This window comes from Caballeronia temeraria, assembly GCF_001544795.2.
Taxonomy (GTDB): Bacteria; Pseudomonadota; Gammaproteobacteria; order Burkholderiales; family Burkholderiaceae; genus Caballeronia; species Caballeronia temeraria.
Map to the genome: position 1 here is coordinate 20,854 of NZ_FCOI02000015.1, position 19,801 is coordinate 40,654.

Sequence of the window (19,801 nt, forward strand, 5' to 3'; positions counted from 1 at the left end):
TTAACCTTTGAGCTGATCGAGGTCCTCGACATTGATCGTGTCGAGGCTACGGAACAGGGTCACGAGAATCGCGAGACCGATCGCAGCTTCAGCGGCGGCGACGGTCAGCACGAAGAACACGAAAATCTGGCCATGCACATCGCCCAGATAGTGTGAGAACGCGACGAAATTGGTGTTCACCGCGAGCAGCATCAATTCGATGGCCATCAGGATGATGATGACGTTGCGGCGGTTCAGGAAGATGCCGACGATGCTGATCGCAAACAGGATCGCACCGAGCACGAGGTAATGGGCAAGACTCAACATTTCTATTTATCTCCTTCCGCTCAGCCCTTGTTGTCGACCGTGCCCGCGCCGATGTTGCCGGTCACCGCGGGTTCCGTCGAAGCGTCGGGCGCTTCTTTCTCGGCCTGCATCTTCACGATGCGCACGCGATCCGCGGCACGCACCTTGACCTGCTGGCTGACGGTTTGCGTCTTCTTGTCCTTCTTGTCGCGGATCGTGAGCGAGATCGCCGCGATGATCGCGACCAGCAGCACGAGGCCGGCGATTTCGAACGCGAAGATGTAGTCCGTGTAGATGACCTTGCCGATCAGCTGCGTGTTCGGCATCAGCGCCGCGCCGGTCACCGCCGTCGACGTCTCGGGCGTGACCGTGCCGCCGTAGCCGTGCCACAGGATCAGCGCCGTCTCGATCACGATGATCGCGCCGACGATGCTCGCGAGCGGCACGAAGCGCTTGAAATCCTTGCGCAGGACATCGATGTTGATGTCGAGCATCATGACCACGAACAGGAACAGCACCATCACGGCGCCGACATACACGAGAACCAGCAGGATCGCGAGGAATTCGGCTTGCAGCAGCATCCAGATCGCGGCCGCGTTGAAGAACGAGAGCACGAGGAAGAGCGCGGACGACACCGGGTTGCGCGAAGTGATCACCTTCAGCGCGGAAACGACCAGCAGCAGCGCGAAGATATAGAACAGTACGGTTGTGAATTCCATGATTACCGGTTCATCGTTAGGCCATCATCAGGCATGGTGTGTCGGCGCTTTCGGACAGGAGCCGCCCTCGGCGCGCGCCGCAGAGTGCCAAACAGCAACTACAAAATCGCTTCAGCCGATGCCGGAACGCGTGGCGCCGGCATCGAACGCCTATCAACGATAAGGCGCGTCTGCCGCCTTCGATGCGGCAATTTCCGTCTCGTAGCGATCGCCCACCGCGAGCAGCATGTCCTTCGTGAAATACAGGTCGCCGCGCTTTTCGCCGTGATACTCGAGGATGTGCGTTTCGACGATCGAATCGACCGGGCAGCTCTCTTCGCAGAAACCGCAGAAGATGCACTTGGTCAGGTCGATGTCGTAGCGCGTCGTGCGACGGGTGTTGTCCGCGCGCGTTTCCGATTCGATCGTGATCGCCATCGCCGGGCACACCGCTTCGCACAGCTTGCAGGCGATGCAGCGCTCTTCGCCGTTTTCATAACGGCGCAGCGCGTGCAGGCCGCGAAAACGCGGCGAGATCGGGGTCTTTTCTTCCGGGAACTGCACCGTGATCTTGCGCTGGAACGTGTAACGTCCGGTCAGCGCGAGACCCTTCAGCAGTTCGGTGAGGAAGAAGGTTTTGAAGAAGTTCTGAATAGCGTTCATGATGGTTTCGTCGCTTTCGTCGCGTTACTTCCAGATGTTGAGCGGCGACATGATCCAGAAACCGACCACGACCACCCAGATCACCGACACCGGCAGGAACACCTTCCAGCCCAGACGCATAATCTGGTCGTAGCGGTAACGCGGGAAAGTCGCGCGCGCCCAGATGAACACCGACAGCAGCAGGAAAATCTTGAAGGCGAACCAGAATACGCCCGGAATGAACGACAGGAAGCCGAACGGTGCGTCCCAGCCGCCGAGGAACAGCGTCGTCGCGATCGCGGAGATCACGATCATGTTGATGTACTCGGCCAGGAAGAACAGCGCGAACGCCATGCCGGAGTAATCGATCATGTGACCCGCGACGATTTCCGATTCGCCTTCCACCACGTCGAACGGGTGACGGTTCGTTTCAGCAATGCCCGAAATGAAGTACACGACGAACATCGGCAGGAGCGGCAGCCAGTTCCACGACAGGAAGTTGACGCCCCAGCCGGCGAACATGCCGCGCTGCTGCGAGTGCACGATGTCGGACATGTTCAGCGTGCCCGCGACCATCAGCACGACGACGAGCGCGAAGCCCATCGAGATTTCGTAGGACACCATCTGCGCCGCCGCGCGCATCGCGCCGAGGAACGCGTACTTCGAGTTCGACGCCCAGCCCGCGAGAATCACGCCGTACACGCCGATCGACGAAATCGCCATTACGTACAGCAGACCCGCGTTGACGTCGCCGAGCACGGCCTGCGCCTGGAACGGGATCACCGCCCACACCGCGAATGCGGGCACCACGGTCATGATCGGCGCGATCACGTAGATCCACTTGCTCGCCTGCGTCGGCTGAATGACTTCCTTCAGCAGCAGCTTCAGCACGTCCGCGATCGGCTGCAGCAAACCAGCCGGACCGACGCGGTTCGGGCCGAGACGCACGTGCATCCAGCCGATGAGCTTGCGTTCCCACAGAATCAGGTACGCCACGCACAGCAGGATGACCACCGAAACCACCAGGATGCGGACCACCGCCCACACCGTCGGCCATGCGACGCCGAGAAGCTGCGTGCCGCCTGCGTTGATCGTATCGAACAAGCCCATTTTTACGCCTTCTCCACTACCAGTTCACCGAACAGGCCGCCGAGCGCGGCGCCAGCCGTCGTGCCCGCCGACACGCGGACCACCGATTCCGCGAGATTCGCGTCGCGGACCGCGGGTAACGTCACCGACAGATTGCCTTGGCGGATACGCACTGCCTCGCCGTCCTTCAGGCCGAGCTTGTCGAAGAGCGCGGTCGGGAGGCCCGCCACGTTCGCATCGCGTGCGGCTGCCGTCAGATGCAGCGACGGCGCGCGGCGCACGAGCGCATCGGCGTGATAGATCGGCACATCGGCGAGACGCTGCAGGCCGCTGCCGTTCACCGCAACCTTCGATGCGGCGCGCACGGCCGTCACCGTCGTCTTGTTCGACAGACGCGCCGTGAGGTCGCCCGTACCGAGCGCCGCGACGCGCACTTCTTCAGCCGTGTCGAACTCGAAGCCCGGCAGACCCAGGATCGTGCCCAGCACGCGCAGCACCTTCCAGCCCGGACGCGTGTCGCCCAGCGCGCGCACGACGCCGTTGAACGACTGTGCCGTGCCTTCCGCGTTGACGAACGTGCCCGACGTTTCCGTGAACGGCGCGACGGGCAGCAGCACGTCCGCGTAGTCCATGCCGTGCTTGAACGGCGACATCACGACGACCATTTCCGCGGCCTTCAGCGCGGCGATGGCTTGCGCCGGATTGGCCGTGTCGTATTCCGGTTCGGCGTTCAGCAGCACGTAACCCTTGCGCGGCTGCTCGAACACTTCGCGTGCGTTGAGACCGCCCTCGCCCGGCAAGGCATCGACGAGATGCGCGCCGACCGAGTTCGCGCCTTCCGTGAGGAAGCCGAGCGTCGCGCCGGTATTGTCGGCGATCCACTGGGCCGCCGCCTGAATCTGTGCAAAGTCCGGATGCTGAACCGCGATGTTGCCGAGCAGCACGACGCGCTCTTCGCCCGCCGACAGCGATGCCGCGACGTCCTTCGCAGCCGCCGACACTTCGCGGCCCGCGAACGCGTCCGGCAGCGCGACGCCGCGCGCTTCCGACACCGCAGCAGCGATGGCGGCCAGTTGATCCAGCCACGCCGACGGCGCCGCGACCAGGCGATGCGCGGTCGGGATCAGCGAGTCGTCGTTGCTCGCGTTGAGGAATGTGATCTTCGCGCCGTTCTTCGCGGCCTGCCGCAGACGCGCGGCGAACAGCGGATGATCGCGGCGCAGGAACGAGCCGATGACGAACGCGGTGTCGATGGTCGACAGATCCGCGATCTTCGTGCCGAGCCACGGCGCACCGATGCCGGCCGGCGCCGAGAAATCGTTCTGACGCAGACGGAAATCGACGTTCGGCGTACCGACGCCTTCGGCCAATGCCTTGAGCAGATGCAGTTCTTCGACCGTGCTGTGCGGCGTGGCCAGTGCGGCGATGGCGTTCGCGCCATGATCCGCCTTGATGCCCTTCAGCCCCTTCGCGACGTACTCGAGCGCGGTCTGCCAGTCAGTTTCGATCCAGTTGCCGCCCTGCTTCAGCATCGGCGTGGTGAGACGCTCGTCGCCGTTCAGGCCTTCGTACGAGAAACGGTCCTTGTCCGAGATCCAGCATTCGTTGATGGCTTCGTTCTCCATCGGCAGAACGCGCATCACGCGGTTGTTCTTTACCTGCACCACGAGGTTCGCGCCGACGGAATCGTGCGGGCTCACCGACTTGCGGCGCGACAGTTCCCACGTCCGCGCGCTGTAGCGGAACGGCTTGCTCGTGAGCGCGCCGACCGGGCACAGATCGATCATGTTGCCCGACAGTTCCGAATTTACCGTCTTGCCGACGAACGACGTGATTTCCGAATGCTCGCCGCGGCCCAGCATGCCGAGCTCCATCACGCCGGCGACTTCCTGGCCGAAGCGCACGCAACGCGTGCAGTGGATGCAGCGCGACATCTCTTCCATCGAGATGAGCGGGCCGACGTTCTTGTGGAACACCACGCGCTTTTCTTCGCTGTAGCGCGATTGCGACTTGCCGTAACCGACGGCCAGATCCTGCAACTGGCACTCGCCGCCCTGATCGCAGATCGGGCAATCGAGCGGATGGTTGATCAGCAGGAATTCCATCACCGACTGCTGCGCCTTCACGGCCTTGTCGGACGTCGTGCGCACGACCATGCCGTTCGATACGGGCGTGGCGCAGGCCGGCACGGCCTTCGGCATCTTCTCGACTTCGACGAGACACATCCGGCAGTTCGCCGCGATCGACAGCTTCTTGTGATAGCAGAAGTGAGGAATGTACGTGTCGACCTTATGCGCAGCCTGGATCACCATGCTGCCTTCAGGCACCTCGACCGTCTTGCCGTCAATTTCTAGTTCAACCATGATGGATAGATATCCTCAACCCTTGTCTCTCGACCCTTCTCAACCCTTGCCGCGCATCTGACTGCGCGCCCTGATTACGCGGTAAGCGCTTCGGACGCCGCGTGATGCTCGTGCCCGCCGACGAGACAGTGTTTGTGCTCGACGTGATATTCGAATTCGTCCCAGAAGTGCTTGAGCATGCCGCGCACGGGCATCGCCGCTGCATCGCCGAGCGCGCAGATCGTGCGGCCCATGATGTTTTCCGCGACCGAATTCAGCAGATCCAGATCTTCCTTGCGGCCGAGACCATGCTCGATGCGATGCACCACGCGATACAGCCAGCCCGTACCTTCGCGGCACGGCGTGCACTGGCCGCACGACTCTTCATAGTAGAAGTACGACAGGCGCAACAGCGAGCGCACCATGCAGCGCGTTTCGTTCATAACGATGACCGCGCCCGAGCCCAACATGGAGCCGGCCTTCGCGATCGAATCGTAGTCCATGTCGGTTGCGAGCATCATGTCGCCCGGCACGACCGGCGCGGACGAGCCGCCCGGAATCACGGCCTTGATCGACTTGCCGCGCACGCCGCCCGCCAGCTCCATCAGCGTCGAGAACGGCGTGCCGAGCGGAACTTCGTAGTTGCCCGGACGATTGACGTCGCCCGACACGGAGAAGATCTTCGTGCCGCCGTTGTTCGGCTTGCCGAGCTCGAGATAATTCTGCGGGCCGATTTCCAGCAGGAACGGAACCGCCGCGAACGTCTCGGTGTTGTTGATGGTGGTTGGCTTGCCATACACGCCGAAGCTCGCCGGGAACGGCGGCTTGAAGCGCGGCTGGCCCTTCTTGCCTTCCAGCGATTCGAGCAGCGCGGTTTCTTCACCGCAGATATACGCGCCGTAACCGTGGTGCGCATACAGTTGGAATGAGAAGCCCGAGCCCAGAATGTTCGCACCGAGATAACCGGCCTGGCGCGCTTCTTCCAGCGCCGCCTCGAACACGCGATAGACCTCGAAAATCTCGCCGTGAATGTAGTTGTAGCCGACGGTGATGCCCATCGCGTACGCGCCGATGGCCATGCCTTCGATCAGCGAATGCGGATTCCAGCGCAGGATGTCGCGATCCTTGAACGTGCCCGGCTCGCCTTCGTCCGAGTTGCAGACGAGATACTTCTGTCCCGGAAACTGACGCGGCATGAAGCTCCACTTCAGGCCGGTCGGGAAGCCCGCACCGCCGCGGCCGCGCAGACCCGACGCCTTGACGTCGGCGATCACCTGCTCGGGCGGACTCTTTTCTTCGAGAATGCGGCGCAGCTGCTTGTAGCCGCCGCGCGCGACGTAATCTTCGAGATGCCAGTTCTCGCCGTTAAGGCCAGCGAGGATCAGCGGCTTGATGTGACGATCGTGAAGTGACGTCATTTCGAAAGTTCCTCGATCAACTGGTCGATCTTCTCGCGGCTCATGAAGCTGCACATGCGATGGTTGTTCACGAGCATCACGGGTGCGTCGCCACAGGCGCCGAAGCACTCGCCTTCCTTCAGCGTGAACTTGCCGTCCGCGGTGGTCTCGCCGAAATCGATTCCAAGCTTTTGCTTGAGATATTCGGCGGCGCTGTCCGAACCGCCGTCCGGACCGAGCTGGCAAGGCAGATTCGTGCAGAGCGTGATCTTGTGCTGACCGACCGGCTTCAGCTCGTACATCGTGTAGAACGTGGCGACTTCCTGCACCGCGACGGGCGGCATGCTCAGGTAATCGGCCACGAACTGCATGATTTCGGGCGAGAGCCAACCATGCTCTTCCTGAGCGACAGCGAGCGCCGCCATCACCGCCGATTGCTTTTGCTCGGCGGGATACTTCGCGACCGCGCGATCGATTTCTTTCAGGCCTTCAGCTGAGATCATTTTCAGACACGACTCTTTCAATTCCTACCGAACGAAAACCTGCCGCGCCCTTCGTATTGCGGCAGACCTGGCGTTCCTGCGGGTTCCGGTTATTGCCTTCGCATTCTCTTGCGCGGCGGCTCGACGAGCGCACCGCGCAGGCGGCGATGAATCAGCGATCGATCTCGCCGAACACGATGTCTTGCGTACCGATGATCGTCACAGCGTCGGCGATCATGTGGCCTCGCGCCATTTCGTCGAGCGATGCGAGATGCGCATAGCCCGGCGCGCGAATCTTCAGGCGATACGGCTTGTTCGCGCCATCCGAGATCAGGTAGATGCCGAACTCGCCCTTCGGGTGCTCGACAGCCGCGTACGTCTCGCCTTCCGGCACGTGGAAGCCTTCGGTGAAGAGCTTGAAGTGGTGAATCAGCTCTTCCATGTTGCTCTTCATGCCGACGCGCGACGGCGGTGCAACCTTGTGATTATCGACCATCACAGGGCCAGGATTCTTGCGCAGCCACGCAATGCACTGTTGGGCGATGCGCGTCGACTGACGCATTTCTTCCACGCGCACCAGATAGCGGTCGTAGCAGTCGCCGTTCACGCCAACGGGGATGTCGAAGTCGAGCTGATCGTACACTTCGTACGGCTGCTTCTTGCGCAGATCCCACTCGATGCCCGAACCACGCAGCATCGCGCCGCTCAAGCCCATTTGCAGCGCGCGCTCCGGGCTCACCACACCGATGCCCACGAGACGCTGCTTCCAGATGCGATTGTCGGTGAGCAGCGTTTCGTACTCGTCGACACAGCTCGGGAAGCGCTTGAAGAAGTCCTCGATGAAGTCGAGCAACGAGCCCTGGCGTTTCTCGTTCATTCTGTCGAGCGCCTTCGCGTTGCGGATCTTCGATGCCTTGTATTGCGGCATCGCGTCCGGCAGATCGCGATAGACACCGCCCGGACGATAGTAAGCCGCGTGCATGCGCGCGCCCGACACCGCCTCGTAGACGTCCATCAGATCTTCGCGCTCGCGGAACGCGTAGAGGAACACCGCCATCGCGCCGACGTCGAGCGCGTGCGAGCCGATCCACATCAGGTGGTTCAGCACGCGCGTGATCTCGTCGAACAGCACGCGGATGTACTTCGCGCGCACCGGCACGTCGATGCCGAGCAGCTTCTCGATCGCCATCACATAGCCGTGCTCGTTGACCATCATCGACACGTAGTCGAGACGGTCCATGTACGGCACGGACTGCAGGAAAGTCTTGGTTTCGGCCAGCTTCTCGGTCGCGCGATGCAGCAGACCGATGTGCGGGTCGGCGCGCTGAATCACTTCGCCATCGAGTTCCAGCACCAGGCGCAGCACGCCGTGTGCTGCCGGGTGTTGCGGGCCAAAGTTCAGCGTGTAGTTCTTGATCTCTGCCATGGCGTTCTCTTAATGTTTCAGACCGCCATAGCGATCTTCGCGAATCACGCGCGGCGTGATTTCACGCGGTTCGATCGTCACCGGCTGATAGACCACGCGCTTCTCTTCCGGGTCGTAACGCATTTCGACGTAGCCGGAGATCGGGAAGTCCTTGCGGAACGGATGGCCGATGAAACCGTAGTCCGTGAGAATGCGGCGCAAGTCCGGATGGCCTTCGAACACGATGCCGTAGAGGTCGAACGCTTCACGCTCGTACCAGTTCGCCGACGACCAGATGTCGACCACCGAAGGCACGATGGGCACTTCGTCGTCCGGAGCGAATACGCGCACGCGCACGCGCCAGTTGTTCGTGATCGAGAGAAGATGGCTGACGGCCGCGAAACGCGGACCGTCGTAGGCGCCGTCGCCGTAGGTCGAGTAATCGACGCCGGAGAGGTCCATGAGCTGCTCGAAGCGCAGCGACGGGTCATCGCGCAGCTGCTTGCAGACGTCCAGATAGTTGGCCGCCTTGACGACGACCGTCACCTGACCCAGCGACTCGGTAATGCTCTGGAGACGGCCGCCAAAGGCCGTCTCGAGGTTCGCTTTGAGGGTCTCGAGTTTGCTTGCCATAGTTTGGGGAGAATCAGGCCCTTACTGACGGGCGATGGTGTTGGTGCGGCGAATCTTCGCCTGCAGCTGGATCACGCCGTAGACCAGCGCTTCGGCGGTCGGAGGACACCCGGGAACGTACACGTCGACCGGCACGATCCGGTCGCAGCCGCGCACGACGGAATACGAATAGTGATAGTAGCCGCCGCCGTTTGCGCACGAACCCATGGAGATGACCCAGCGCGGCTCGGCCATCTGGTCGTACACCTTACGAAGTGCAGGCGCCATCTTGTTGCACAGCGTGCCCGCGACGATCATGACATCAGACTGACGCGGACTCGGGCGAAACACGACGCCGAAACGGTCCAGGTCGTAACGGGCGGCGCCCGCGTGCATCATCTCGACCGCGCAACATGCGAGACCGAACGTCATCGGCCACAGGGAGCCGGTGCGCGTCCAGTTGATGAGCTTGTCAGCCGTGGTGGTGACAAAGCCTTCCTTCAAGACCCCTTCGATACTCATTTGTTTTCCACTCCAGATGAGCAGCCAGCCAAAGCCGCCCATGAATCCGGTGATCTAACTGTCATTCCCAGTCGAGTCCGCCTTTTCTCCAGATGTAGGCGAAACCGAGCAAAAATTCGAGCAGAAAAATCATCATCGCGATGAAACCAGGCCAGCCGATATCGCGCAGGGAAACACCCCACGGAAACAGGAACGCCGTCTCAAGGTCGAAAATGATGAAAAGAATCGCGACGAGATAGTAACGCACATCGAACTTCATACGCGCGTCTTCGAAGGCTTCGAAGCCGCACTCGTACGGCGCGTTCTTCTCGGTGTCGGGCTTGTTGGGACCGAGGATCTTGCCAATACTGACCAACGCTATACCCAAACCAAGGCCCACTACGAGGAACAAGAAGACGGGGTAATAGGGTGCGAGGTTCAAGGCTATCCTCAGATCGGTAGATATGGTCTGTTACTGGTTGGGGCCTTCAGCCGGGACGGACCACCCGGCGGGAGATATCACTTGGGACCGCTCACGATATCAGCACACTGTGACAAGCGCTTTGTAGGTGCCGATACTGCCGCGAAAATGTAAGCGTACTCCAGAAGTGACAATGCCAGCCGAAGCGATGCAAGCGGCTGGCATTGGATAACTTTGGTGCCGACGGCGAGACTCGAACTCGCACAGCTTTCGCCACTACCCCCTCAAGATAGCGTGTCTACCAATTTCACCACGTCGGCACTGTACTGCAATCCGGGAAAACTACTTCTTAATTGCCGCGAATCGCTTCAAGACTTGAATTATAACTGGGCCCTACGAATTGTTCAACGCACAAAATGCAAATTTCGCGAAAAATCTGTTCTGTCGTTATTTGGGCACGTCATTGCCTGGCGCGGACGATGCGACCGGCGCCGAAGCACCCGATGCAGCCACAGCCGGCGCCGATGCGGGCACGGAAGCCGCGCTGCCCAGCACGCCGGCGGACGTCTGCGGCTTGTAGCTGCCGAGATAGGTCAGCGTCAGCGTCGTGACGAAGAAGACCGCGGCGAGAATCGCCGTGGTACGCGACAGGAAGTTGGCCGACCCCGTCGCACCGAACAGACTGCCCGATGCGCCGCTGCCGAAAGCCGCACCCATGTCCGCGCCCTTGCCGTGCTGAAGCAGCACGAGACCGATGACGCCCAACGCCGACAACAACTGGACGACGATAATCAATGTCTTCAAATACAGCATTTCAACTCACCCGATTCCTGATGTTTCCGTGACACGTTCGTGTCGCACTATGCTCTTTCGCCTGCCCTGCCCGCTTGCCGCCCGACGCTCAATGCGCCACGGTTTGCGCCGCCCGGCAGATCGCCAGAAAATCCTTCGACTTCAGCGACGCGCCACCGATCAGCCCGCCGTCGATGTCCTTTTGCCCGAACAGCTCTTCCGCGTTTTCCGGCTTCACGCTGCCGCCGTACAGGAGCGGCACGCTTCCAACCGCGGCGCCCTTTTCCAGCAGCTTGTGACGCAGGAACGCATGAACGTCCTGTGCCTGCAACGGCCGTGCGGTTTTGCCCGTGCCGATCGCCCAGACCGGTTCGTACGCGACGACGATGCCCGCCGCCTGCTCTTCCGTCAGCGCCAGCAAGACGGCTTCGAGCTGCGTGCCGATGATCTTCTCGGTCGTGCCCGCTTCGCGCTCTTCGAGCGACTCGCCGACGCAGACGATCGGCGTAAGCCCCGCTTCGATCGCGCGCTGCGCCTTCGACGCGACGAGCTCCGGACTTTCGCGATGATACGCGCGTCGCTCCGAATGCCCGACGATTGCGTACGTGACACCGAAGTCCGCCGCCATCTCTGCCGCCACTTCACCGGTAAATGCACCACCCGAATGCGCCGACACGTCCTGAATGCCCCATCGCACGACCGAGCCGCTCAGGAGCGCCTGCGATTGCGCGAGATAAGGACACGGCACGCACACGCCGACGCTCACGCCCTTCTGCAAAGCCGATGCGCCAGCGGCAACTTCGGTCAGCAAGGTCGCATTGTCTCCGATGCGGCCGTGCATCTTCCAGTTGCCCACCACCAGTTTCGCTCGTTCTCTGGACATATGTCTCGTCAGTCGGCGGCGGCTTGCAAGAGCCGCCCTGTTATAAAAATGAACCGCTACGAACCGCAAACTGCTTGCAAAACAGGCGATTTTACTGTGTTACGACGAAACCGGTCAAACCATCAAAAGCGCGTCGCGAAATGAAACGCCGCGACGCGCGCAAAATCAGGCGTCGTCGCGCCAATCGAGCACGATCTTGCCGACGTGCGTGCTGCTTTCCATCAGCGCGTGCGCGGCGGAGGCATCGTGCGCCGGGAAAACCTGGTGGATCACCGGCTTGATGCGCCCCGCCTCGATTTCCGGCCAGACGCGCTCCTTCAGCTTCGCCGCGAGCTTCGCCTTGAATGCGACCGGACGCGGACGCAGCGTCGAGCCCGTGATGACGAGACGCCGGCGCAGCACGTCGTTCAGATTGATCTCCGCTTTCGCGCCGCCGAGCAGCGCGATCACGCAGATGCGCCCGCCATCGGCCAGCGCCTTGAGTTCGCGCGGGAGATAATCGCCCGCGACCATGTCGAGAATGACGTCGACGCCGCGGTCGTTGGTCAGCGACTTCACCACTTCGACGAAATCTTCCGTCTTGTAGTTGATCGCCCGCTCAGCGCCGAGCGCTTCGCACGCGCGGCCTTTCTCATCGGTTCCGGCCGTGGCGAACACGCGAAAACCGAGCGCCTTCGCAATCTGAATCGCCGTCACGCCGATACCGCTCGATCCGCCCTGCACGAGCAGCGTCTCTTCCTCGCCGTTCTCGCCCGCGCCCAGATGCGCGCGCTCGAACACGTTGCTCCACACGGTGAAGAACGTCTCCGGCAAGGAGGCCGCCTCGACGTCCGACAAACCCTTCGGCACCGGCAGACATTGCTCGAGCGGCGCGACCGCGTATTCGGCGTATCCGCCGCCGGCGAGCAGCGCGCACACGCGATCGCCTTTTTTCAGACCGAACGGGTTGTGCTTCGGATCGAAATCGCCGTCGACGATTTCCCCGGCAACCTCCAGCCCCGGCAGATCCGACGCGCCCGGCGGCGGCGCATACGCGCCCTTGCGCTGGAACACGTCCGGCCGGTTGACGCCGGAAGCGGCCACCTTGATCAACACTTCGCACTTGCCCGGCGTGGGCGTCGGACGCTCGCCCAGCTTGAGGACTTCGGGTGCGCCAAACTCAGTGATTTCGATGGCCTTCATAGCCTCTCCCTGTGCCGATCAGAGTTAGTGTGCATCCGAACCGGATGGCACTGCGCGCGCGTTGAAGCAATCCGCGCTCCACACTGCCATCGAGTCCGATGACGCGTCGGACAATGCATAGCGTCCCAAGCGTCATACATGAAAACGGCCGGCTCGCAAAAGCGGCCGGCCGTCTACACATTACCGCATTACTGCTGCGGGTGCGTGGGTTCCGCCTGTTGCGCGCCTTCGTTCAGAAGCGCCTTCGCCGACAGACGCACACGACCCTTTTCGTCCGTCTGGATGACCTTGACCTTCACGATCTGGCCTTCCTTCAGATAGTCGTTGATGTCCTTCACGCGCTCGTTGACGATCTCCGAGATGTGCAGCAGACCGTCCTTGCCCGGCAGGATGTTCACGATCGCGCCGAAGTCGAGCAGCTTGAGCACCGGGCCTTCGTAGACCTGGCCGACTTCCACTTCCGCCGTGATGTTCTCGATGCGCTTCTTCGCGTCGGCCATGCCTTCCGCGCTCGTGCTCGCGATCGTCACGACGCCGTCGTCCGAAATGTCGATGGTCGTGCCCGTCTCTTCCGTCAGCGCGCGGATCACCGAACCGCCCTTGCCGATCACGTCGCGGATCTTCTCCGGATTGATCTTGATGGTGATCATGCGCGGCGCGTAGTCCGACAGTTCCGTGTTCGTGTGCGGAACGGCAGCGGTCATCTTGCCGAGGATATGCATGCGGCCTTCCTTCGCCTGCGCGAGCGCGACCTGCATGATTTCCTTCGTGATGCCCTGGATCTTGATGTCCATCTGCAGCGCCGTGACGCCTTGCGACGTGCCGGCCACCTTGAAGTCCATGTCGCCGAGGTGATCTTCGTCGCCGAGGATGTCGGTCAGAACCGCGAACTTGTTGCCTTCGAGGATCAGGCCCATCGCGATGCCCGCGACGTGCGCCTTCATCGGCACGCCGGCGTCCATCAGCGCGAGGCAGCCGCCGCACACCGATGCCATCGACGACGAACCGTTCGATTCCGTGATTTCCGACACGACGCGGATCGAGTAGCCGAATTCGTCGGCGCTCGGCAGGCACGCGACCAGCGCACGCTTGGCGAGACGGCCGTGGCCGATCTCGCGGCGCTTCGGCGAACCGACGCGGCCGGTTTCGCCCGTCGCGAACGGCGGCATGTTGTAGTGGAGCATGAAGCGTTCGCGGTATTCGCCTTCGAGCGCGTCGATGCTTTGCTCATCGCCCTTCGTGCCGAGCGTCGCGACGACCATCGCCTGCGTCTCGCCGCGCGTGAACAGCGCCGAGCCGTGCGTACGCGGCAACACGCCCGTGCGGATTTCGATCGGACGAACCGTGCGCGTGTCACGGCCGTCGATACGCGGCTCGCCGTTCAGGATCTGCGTACGGACGATCTTCGCTTCGATGTCGAACAGGACGTTGCCGACCGTCGCCTTGTCGGCGGCTGCCGTGCCGCTCGCGGCGGCTTCTTCTTCCAGCTTCGCCGAGGTCGCTGCGTACACTTCCTTCAGCTTGGCCGAACGCGCCTGCTTGTTGCGCAGCTGATAGGCGGCATCCAGTTCCGGCTTGGCGATCTCCGTGACGCGCGCGATCAGCGCTTCATTCTTCGGCGCCGGCTGCCAGTCCCACTCGGGCTTGCCGCCTTCGCGGACGAGCTCATGGATCGCGTCGATGGCGATTTGCATCTGCTCGTGGCCGAACACGACCGCGCCGAGCATCACCTCTTCGGAAAGCTGCTGCGCTTCCGATTCCACCATCAGCACCGCGCGCTCCGTGCCCGCGACGACGAGATCGAGCGCCGATTCCTTCATCTGCGGACGCGTCGGGTTCAGCACGTACTCGTTGTTGATGTAGGCGACGCGCGCAGCACCGACCGGGCCGTTGAACGGCAGCCCCGACACGGCGAGCGCGGCGGATGCGCCGATCAGCGCGGGAATGTCGGCAGGAACGTCCGGGTTCAGCGACAGGACGTGGATCACGACCTGGACTTCGTTGTAGAAGCCTTCCGGGAATAGCGGGCGCAGCGGGCGATCGATCAGGCGCGAAGTCAGCGTTTCACCTTCCGACGGACGGCCTTCGCGACGGAAGAAGCCGCCCGGAATCTTGCCGGCGGCGTAGGTCTTTTCGAGGTAGTCGACGGTCAGCGGGAAGAAATCCTGGCCCGGCTTGGCGGTCTTCGCGCCGACGACGGTCGCGAGCACGACGGTATCTTCGATATCGACGACTACGGCGCCGCTTGCCTGGCGAGCGATTTCACCCGTTTCGAGGCGGACGTTGTGCTGTCCCCACTTAAATTCTTTGACGATCTTATTGAACATTTCGACTCCTTCTACGTTTGCGCCGCGCCGGTCGACTGGCGCGTGCGGGAAGGTCCGGAGCCACGCTTGAGAGGTGTGTTATGCCATTCCAGCGCGATGCGTCTCATTGACGTCGTCGCGCTGGAATGACACAAAGCTCCGCTGCGAGGCTGGACCGAGTGTCGGACCGGACGATTTCATCCGGGATAAAGCCAATGAACTGCTGAAACTTCTGACCCGTTGCAACTACGGGGTGCCGATTGCCGAAAACGCGATCGGGCACCACTTCACGAGCGAAACGTACAAAAACAAAGTGCCTGTATCAGCGGACTGACACAGGCACTTCGTTAGAACGTTGGCCGCAAAGCCACGCTTGGCGCCAATTACTTGCGCAGACCCAGCTTTTCGATCAGCGAGCGATAACGGTCTGCGTCCTTGCCCTTCAGGTAGTCGAGCAGCTTACGACGACGGCTCACCATGCGCAGCAGACCGCGGCGGCTGTGGTGATCCTTCGAGTGCGACTTGAAGTGGACGGTCAGTTCGTTGATGCGGCTCGTCAGCAGTGCGACTTGCACTTCAGGAGAACCGGTGTCGTTTGCGCCGCGTGCGTATTCAGCGACGATGTCGGACTTCTTGATTTCTGCTACGGACATTTGCTTTTCCTTTGAAACAAACAGGCGGTCACGGAAGAAAGGCCGTGCCGTGGATTTACAAAAAATGAATCGTCTCCGGCAATGCGCCAAAAACGAAGCGCAGAGTATAGCACAGCGCGATGTCTCGCTGAAGGACTTCTAGCGCGCCGGGCGCGGCATCCGGCATGTCGTGGGCTGCGCGGTCTTGTCGGCCGGGACGCTCAGAAGCGTGCGGAAACCGTAACCCGAGCCTTCGTTGTCGAACGCGACGCCCTTCGTTCCCGCCTTGTCCATTTCCATTACATACAGGGGCTGGATCACCTGATGATCGTCGGCGCGCATGGTCATCGGGTGAAATCCTTCGCCGTCGTAGCTCATGCCTTCCAGCGCGCGCGCCACCGCGAGCGGGTCTGCGCTCTTCGCACGCGTCATCGCGGCGGCGAGCATGTCGACCATCAGCGGCATGCGCGCCACCAGATAATCGTCGGCGGCAGACGGATAACGCGTCCGGAATGCGCGATAGTACGCATCCGATGCCGCGCCGCCCGCGTTCGGATGCCAGTCCGCCACGGCGATCACGCGCTTCACGCCGGCATCGCCGAGCGCGGCGGGCGCGCCCAGGCTGTTGCCGTAGAAGGTGTAGAACTTCGTGTCGAGCCCTTGCTCGCGCGCCGCCTTCACGAGCAGCGTCAGATCGTTGCCCCAGTTGCCGGTGATCACGGCATCGGCGCCGCTCGCACGGATTTTCGCGATGTAAGGCGCGAAATCCTTCACGCGGCCGATCGGATGAAACTCGTCGCCCGCGATCGCGATATCCGGCCGACGCTCCTTCAGCGCGCGCTGCGCCTCGCGGCTCACGTCGTGACCGAAGCTGTAATCCTGATTGAGCAGATAGACCTTCTTCACCGCGCGATCGTCGTTCAGCGCGTCGGCGAGCGCGTCCATGCGCATGCCGGCGTGCGCATCGAAACGGAAATGCCAGAAGCTGCACGCGTCGTTGGTGAGCGCGGGATCGTCGGCGGAATAGTTCAGGAACAGCACGCGGCGATCCGGCTCGCGCGCGTTTTGCTTGTCGATCGCGGCGACGAGCGCCGCCGCCACCGCCGAACTGTTGCCCTGCATGACGAAGCCGATCTTCTCGTCGATGGCCGCGCGCAACTGCACGAGACTCGCCTCGCTGCTGCCCTTGCCGTCGAGCACGACGAGTTGCAGCGGATGCGCGCCGTCGGCGAGCTTCACGCCGCCCCGTGCATTCACCCGATCGATGCCGAAGCGCACATTGCGCTCGACCATCGCGCCCGCGTTCGCGAACGGCCCGGACATGCCCTCGATCAGCGCCAGCCTGATGGGCGGCAGGTCCGCCGCATGCGCTGACAGGGACAATGCGAGACACGCCGATGCCGCGATGCGCAGCCATCGCGAAACGCCCGCGCCGATTCCGTTCTTCATGGTTTGCCGCCGATCCGCCGAAAGCGCGGATCATAGGCCGCGCCGGGCGCGCCGCGCAAGTCCGCATTGCCGACACATCGGCCCGAATGCGGCCATGTAGCGGAGAATGTTTTGGCGCGCGCGCGTGTCAAAATCACGGGAAACATCGATAACGAATGCTGCTCGCCGACGCGAGGAGCCAGCACGTGGAGGCTTCAATGCTGCACAAACTCAACCGCATGCGCGTATCGCTCGCATGCGCGGGCGTGGCGCTCCTTCTGTCCGCCTGCGCGCAGCCGTGGCAGAACTATCAGGCTGGCGCGGATGTCTCGACGATCACCGCCCGCCTCGGCCCGCCGCGCGAAGTCTACGATCTGCCCGACGGCGGCAAGCGTCTGATGTGGCCAACGCAACCGCTCGGCGAATTCACCACCGCCGCCGATATCGACGCGTCCGGAAAAATCGTGAACGTGCGGCAGGTGCTCGAAGAAAACGAGTTCTACAAGGCGCAGATCGGCACCTGGACGAAGAAGGACGTGCTCGTGAACTTTGGGCGGCCGGTGGAGACGTCGTACTTTCCGCTGATGAAGCGCGAAGTCTGGACCTATCGCTACATGGAAGCGAACGTCTGGTACATGATGTACAACTTTTACTTCGACGATCAGGGCATCCTGCGCATGACGCAGAAAACGCCCGATCCGCTGCACGATCCGGACAGGCGCAATCTGTTCTGATCGCATCGACGCCATAGAAAAAGCCCTCGCGAAGAGGGCTTTTTTGCGTCTCGAACGACTGGATCAAAGCTGCGGATTGAGCTTCTCGACCTTCGAATGCAGCTTGTTCAACGCGGCGATGTACGCCTTCGCCGAAGCCGCGACGATGTCCGGGTCCGTGCCCACGCCGTTCACGATGCGCCCGCTCTTCGACAGGCGCACGGTGACTTCGCCCTGCGCCTGCGTGCCCGTGGTGATTGCGTTGACCGAATACAGCACGAGTTCCGCGCCGCTCTCGACCTTCGATTCGATCGCGTGCAAAGTCGCATCGACCGGACCGTTGCCGCCCGCTTCGCCGGTGACTTCGGTGCCTTCGACCGCGAACACGACCTTCGCTTGCGGCTGCTCGCCGGTTTCCGAATGCTGTTTCATCGACACGAAGCGGAAGTGTTCCTTCGCCTGCGCTTCCGCGGATTCCTCGGAGACGATCTGCATGATGTCTTCGTCGAAGATTTCGGCCTTGCGGTCGGCGAGATCCTTGAAGCGCGCGAACGCGGCGTTCACGTCGGCTTCGGATTCGAGCGTCACGCCCAGTTCTTCGAGGCGCTGCTTGAACGCGTTACGGCCGGACAATTTGCCGAGCACGATCTTGTTCGCGCTCCAACCCACGTCTTCGGCGCGCATGATTTCGTAGGTGTCGCGCGCCTTCAGCACGCCGTCCTGATGGATGCCCGATGCGTGCGCGAACGCATTCGCGCCGACGACCGCCTTGTTCGGCTGCACGACGAAGCCGGTGATCTGCGAGACGAGCTTCGACGTCGGAACGATCTGCGTCGTGTCGATGCCGAGATCGAGGCCGAAGTAATCCTTGCGCGTCTTCACCGACATCACGATCTCTTCGAGCGACGTATTGCCCGCGCGCTCGCCGAGACCGTTGATCGTGCATTCGACCTGACGCGCGCCGCCGATCTGCACGCCCGCGAGCGAATTCGCGACCGCCATGCCGAGGTCGTCGTGGCAGTGCACCGACCAGATCGCCTTGTCGGAATTGGGCACGCGCTCACGCAGCGTCTTGACGAGGTTGCCGTAGAGTTCCGGCACGCCGTAGCCGACCGTATCCGCGATATTGATGGTGCGCGCGCCTTCGTCGATCACGGCCTCGATGACGCGGCAGAGATAGTCGATATCCGAGCGGCTGCCGTCTTCCGGCGAAAATTCGACGTCATCCGTGAATTTGCGGGCGAAGCGCACGGCAAGACGCGCCTGGTCATAGACCTGCTCCGGCGTCATGCGCAGCTTCTTTTCCATGTGCAGCGCCGACGTCGCAATGAACGTGTGGATGCGGAACTGCCCGGCGGGCTTCAGTGCATCGGCGGCGCGCTGGATGTCCTTGTCGTTCGCGCGGGCGAGCGAGCAGACCGTGCTGTCCTTCACGAGCGACGCAATGGTGTGGATCGCGTCGAAATCGCCGTTCGAACTGGCCGCGAAGCCTGCTTCGATCACGTCGACCTTCATGCGCTCCAGCTGTTTCGCGATGCGGATCTTCTCTTCCTTCGTCATCGACGCGCCGGGGGACTGCTCGCCATCGCGCAAGGTCGTGTCGAAAATGATCAACTTGTCTGCTGCCATGTTGCGCTCCTGTGGGGAGATTTATCGATTGTTGGAGATATCGAGATGAAACTCAAAAGGGAATTCGGGTGTTCGCGCCACCGCTGGCGTCGAAAACCTGAATGGACGAGCAGACGGGAGGCGAGACGAATTAGCGCGGTAGGCGCGCTAGCAGCGATAGTGCGCGTAGCGACGCACCAGCCGGGAACAGCGAGAAGGGGAACGAGAAAAAGTTCATTCAAAAACTATAACGGCTTTTAGGGGCGCGTGCAATGAGGCTTTCCGATTGCACCGATTGATATCGCCCGCGAACGCTGCCGGAAAACAAAAAAGCCTGCGTCCCGAAAGGAGGCAGGCTTTTTTCGATGCCGGCAGACGATCAA

19 protein-coding genes and 1 tRNA gene are annotated in these 19,801 nt (G+C 62.0%); 1 reads left to right on the forward strand and 19 read right to left on the reverse strand.

What is annotated here, in order from left to right:
• The 18 genes from nuoK to AWB76_RS21425 form a co-directional block, all read right to left on the reverse strand.
• Positions 1 to 306, reverse strand: a complete 306-nt coding sequence (gene nuoK / locus AWB76_RS21340; RefSeq protein ID WP_007588140.1) for an NADH-quinone oxidoreductase subunit NuoK — start codon at positions 304 to 306, stop codon at positions 1 to 3.
• A gap of 20 nt (positions 307 to 326) precedes the next feature.
• Positions 327 to 1,004 carry an NADH-quinone oxidoreductase subunit J gene (locus AWB76_RS21345; protein ID WP_061162139.1) on the reverse strand — a complete coding sequence of 226 codons (678 nt, stop codon included), beginning with the start codon at positions 1,002 to 1,004 and terminating at the stop codon, positions 327 to 329.
• 153 nt (positions 1,005 to 1,157) lie between these two features.
• A complete protein-coding gene (gene nuoI, locus AWB76_RS21350; RefSeq protein ID WP_008341734.1) occupies positions 1,158 to 1,646 on the reverse strand; it encodes an NADH-quinone oxidoreductase subunit NuoI in 489 nt (162 codons plus the stop codon).
• Positions 1,647 to 1,670: 24 nt separating this feature from the next.
• Positions 1,671 to 2,735 (reverse strand): NADH-quinone oxidoreductase subunit NuoH, encoded by a 1,065-nt coding sequence (nuoH, locus tag AWB76_RS21355; protein ID WP_061162140.1) that lies wholly within the window; start codon positions 2,733 to 2,735, stop codon positions 1,671 to 1,673.
• A gap of 2 nt (positions 2,736 to 2,737) precedes the next feature.
• Positions 2,738 to 5,077 (reverse strand): NADH-quinone oxidoreductase subunit NuoG, encoded by a 2,340-nt coding sequence (nuoG, locus tag AWB76_RS21360; protein ID WP_061162141.1) that lies wholly within the window; start codon positions 5,075 to 5,077, stop codon positions 2,738 to 2,740.
• Positions 5,078 to 5,151: 74 nt separating this feature from the next.
• Positions 5,152 to 6,474, reverse strand: a complete 1,323-nt coding sequence (gene nuoF / locus AWB76_RS21365; protein ID WP_061162142.1) for an NADH-quinone oxidoreductase subunit NuoF — start codon at positions 6,472 to 6,474, stop codon at positions 5,152 to 5,154.
• Positions 6,471 to 6,956: an NADH-quinone oxidoreductase subunit NuoE gene (gene nuoE, locus AWB76_RS21370; protein ID WP_061162143.1), complete on the reverse strand. Its 486-nt coding sequence runs from the start codon at positions 6,954 to 6,956 to the stop codon at positions 6,471 to 6,473. The genes nuoF and nuoE overlap by 4 nt, the downstream gene beginning before the upstream one ends.
• Before the next feature lie 151 nt (positions 6,957 to 7,107).
• Positions 7,108 to 8,361, reverse strand: a complete 1,254-nt coding sequence (locus tag AWB76_RS21375; protein WP_061162144.1) for an NADH-quinone oxidoreductase subunit D — start codon at positions 8,359 to 8,361, stop codon at positions 7,108 to 7,110.
• A 9-nt stretch (positions 8,362 to 8,370) separates the two neighbouring features.
• Complete coding sequence (locus AWB76_RS21380) at positions 8,371 to 8,973, reverse strand: NADH-quinone oxidoreductase subunit C (RefSeq protein ID WP_061162145.1); 603 nt, start codon at positions 8,971 to 8,973, stop codon at positions 8,371 to 8,373.
• Positions 8,974 to 8,994: 21 nt separating this feature from the next.
• A complete protein-coding gene (locus AWB76_RS21385; protein WP_006052903.1) occupies positions 8,995 to 9,474 on the reverse strand; it encodes a NuoB/complex I 20 kDa subunit family protein in 480 nt (159 codons plus the stop codon).
• 61 nt (positions 9,475 to 9,535) lie between these two features.
• Complete coding sequence (locus AWB76_RS21390; protein WP_041730499.1) at positions 9,536 to 9,895, reverse strand: NADH-quinone oxidoreductase subunit A; 360 nt, start codon at positions 9,893 to 9,895, stop codon at positions 9,536 to 9,538.
• A gap of 214 nt (positions 9,896 to 10,109) precedes the next feature.
• A tRNA-Leu gene (locus tag AWB76_RS21395) sits at positions 10,110 to 10,194 on the reverse strand.
• 127 nt (positions 10,195 to 10,321) lie between these two features.
• Positions 10,322 to 10,687, reverse strand: a complete 366-nt coding sequence (secG, locus tag AWB76_RS21400; RefSeq protein WP_061162146.1) for a preprotein translocase subunit SecG — start codon at positions 10,685 to 10,687, stop codon at positions 10,322 to 10,324.
• An 88-nt stretch (positions 10,688 to 10,775) separates the two neighbouring features.
• Positions 10,776 to 11,549: a triose-phosphate isomerase gene (gene tpiA / locus AWB76_RS21405; protein ID WP_061162147.1), complete on the reverse strand. Its 774-nt coding sequence runs from the start codon at positions 11,547 to 11,549 to the stop codon at positions 10,776 to 10,778.
• 165 nt (positions 11,550 to 11,714) lie between these two features.
• Positions 11,715 to 12,731, reverse strand: coding sequence for an NAD(P)H-quinone oxidoreductase (locus AWB76_RS21410; RefSeq protein WP_061162148.1), 1,017 nt, complete (start codon positions 12,729 to 12,731; stop codon positions 11,715 to 11,717).
• Between the two features lie 188 nt (positions 12,732 to 12,919).
• Positions 12,920 to 15,058, reverse strand: a complete 2,139-nt coding sequence (pnp, locus tag AWB76_RS21415) for a polyribonucleotide nucleotidyltransferase (RefSeq protein ID WP_061162149.1) — start codon at positions 15,056 to 15,058, stop codon at positions 12,920 to 12,922.
• Positions 15,059 to 15,420: 362 nt separating this feature from the next.
• Positions 15,421 to 15,690 carry a 30S ribosomal protein S15 gene (gene rpsO, locus AWB76_RS21420; RefSeq protein ID WP_008341789.1) on the reverse strand — a complete coding sequence of 90 codons (270 nt, stop codon included), beginning with the start codon at positions 15,688 to 15,690 and terminating at the stop codon, positions 15,421 to 15,423.
• A 138-nt stretch (positions 15,691 to 15,828) separates the two neighbouring features.
• Positions 15,829 to 17,118, reverse strand: a complete 1,290-nt coding sequence (locus AWB76_RS21425) for a branched-chain amino acid ABC transporter substrate-binding protein (protein WP_061162150.1) — start codon at positions 17,116 to 17,118, stop codon at positions 15,829 to 15,831.
• Between the two features lie 197 nt (positions 17,119 to 17,315).
• On the opposite strand from AWB76_RS21425, the gene AWB76_RS21430 reads away from it, so the two are divergent.
• The gene (locus AWB76_RS21430) at positions 17,316 to 17,831 is read left to right on the forward strand and encodes a hypothetical protein (protein ID WP_061162275.1); all 516 of its coding nucleotides are present in this window, start codon (positions 17,316 to 17,318) and stop codon (positions 17,829 to 17,831) included.
• Between the two features lie 63 nt (positions 17,832 to 17,894).
• Here AWB76_RS21430 and AWB76_RS21435 read toward each other — a convergent pair whose 3' ends face one another.
• Positions 17,895 to 19,439, reverse strand: a complete 1,545-nt coding sequence (locus AWB76_RS21435; RefSeq protein ID WP_061162151.1) for a 2-isopropylmalate synthase — start codon at positions 19,437 to 19,439, stop codon at positions 17,895 to 17,897.
• Between the last annotated feature and the right edge of the window lie 362 nt (positions 19,440 to 19,801).

What these genes read in the sequence shown, in the direction of transcription:
- nuoK (WP_007588140.1), bottom strand. Translation starts at nt 306, where the DNA reads ATGTTGAGTCTTGCCCATTACCTCGTGCTCGGTGCGATCCTGTTTGCG.
- AWB76_RS21345 (WP_061162139.1), bottom strand. Translation starts at nt 1,004, where the DNA reads ATGGAATTCACAACCGTACTGTTCTATATCTTCGCGCTGCTGCTGGTC.
- nuoI (WP_008341734.1), bottom strand. Translation starts at nt 1,646, where the DNA reads ATGAACGCTATTCAGAACTTCTTCAAAACCTTCTTCCTCACCGAACTG.
- nuoH (WP_061162140.1), bottom strand. Translation starts at nt 2,735, where the DNA reads ATGGGCTTGTTCGATACGATCAACGCAGGCGGCACGCAGCTTCTCGGC.
- nuoG (WP_061162141.1), bottom strand. Translation starts at nt 5,077, where the DNA reads ATGGTTGAACTAGAAATTGACGGCAAGACGGTCGAGGTGCCTGAAGGC.
- nuoF (WP_061162142.1), bottom strand. Translation starts at nt 6,474, where the DNA reads ATGACGTCACTTCACGATCGTCACATCAAGCCGCTGATCCTCGCTGGC.
- nuoE (WP_061162143.1), bottom strand. Translation starts at nt 6,956, where the DNA reads ATGATCTCAGCTGAAGGCCTGAAAGAAATCGATCGCGCGGTCGCGAAG.
- AWB76_RS21375 (WP_061162144.1), bottom strand. Translation starts at nt 8,361, where the DNA reads ATGGCAGAGATCAAGAACTACACGCTGAACTTTGGCCCGCAACACCCG.
- AWB76_RS21380 (WP_061162145.1), bottom strand. Translation starts at nt 8,973, where the DNA reads ATGGCAAGCAAACTCGAGACCCTCAAAGCGAACCTCGAGACGGCCTTT.
- AWB76_RS21385 (WP_006052903.1), bottom strand. Translation starts at nt 9,474, where the DNA reads ATGAGTATCGAAGGGGTCTTGAAGGAAGGCTTTGTCACCACCACGGCT.
- secG (WP_061162146.1), bottom strand. Translation starts at nt 10,687, where the DNA reads ATGCTGTATTTGAAGACATTGATTATCGTCGTCCAGTTGTTGTCGGCG.
- tpiA (WP_061162147.1), bottom strand. Translation starts at nt 11,549, where the DNA reads ATGTCCAGAGAACGAGCGAAACTGGTGGTGGGCAACTGGAAGATGCAC.
- AWB76_RS21410 (WP_061162148.1), bottom strand. Translation starts at nt 12,731, where the DNA reads ATGAAGGCCATCGAAATCACTGAGTTTGGCGCACCCGAAGTCCTCAAG.
- pnp (WP_061162149.1), bottom strand. Translation starts at nt 15,058, where the DNA reads ATGTTCAATAAGATCGTCAAAGAATTTAAGTGGGGACAGCACAACGTC.
- rpsO (WP_008341789.1), bottom strand. Translation starts at nt 15,690, where the DNA reads ATGTCCGTAGCAGAAATCAAGAAGTCCGACATCGTCGCTGAATACGCA.
- AWB76_RS21425 (WP_061162150.1), bottom strand. Translation starts at nt 17,118, where the DNA reads ATGAAGAACGGAATCGGCGCGGGCGTTTCGCGATGGCTGCGCATCGCG.
- AWB76_RS21430 (WP_061162275.1), top strand. Translation starts at nt 17,316, where the DNA reads ATGCTGCACAAACTCAACCGCATGCGCGTATCGCTCGCATGCGCGGGC.
- AWB76_RS21435 (WP_061162151.1), bottom strand. Translation starts at nt 19,439, where the DNA reads ATGGCAGCAGACAAGTTGATCATTTTCGACACGACCTTGCGCGATGGC.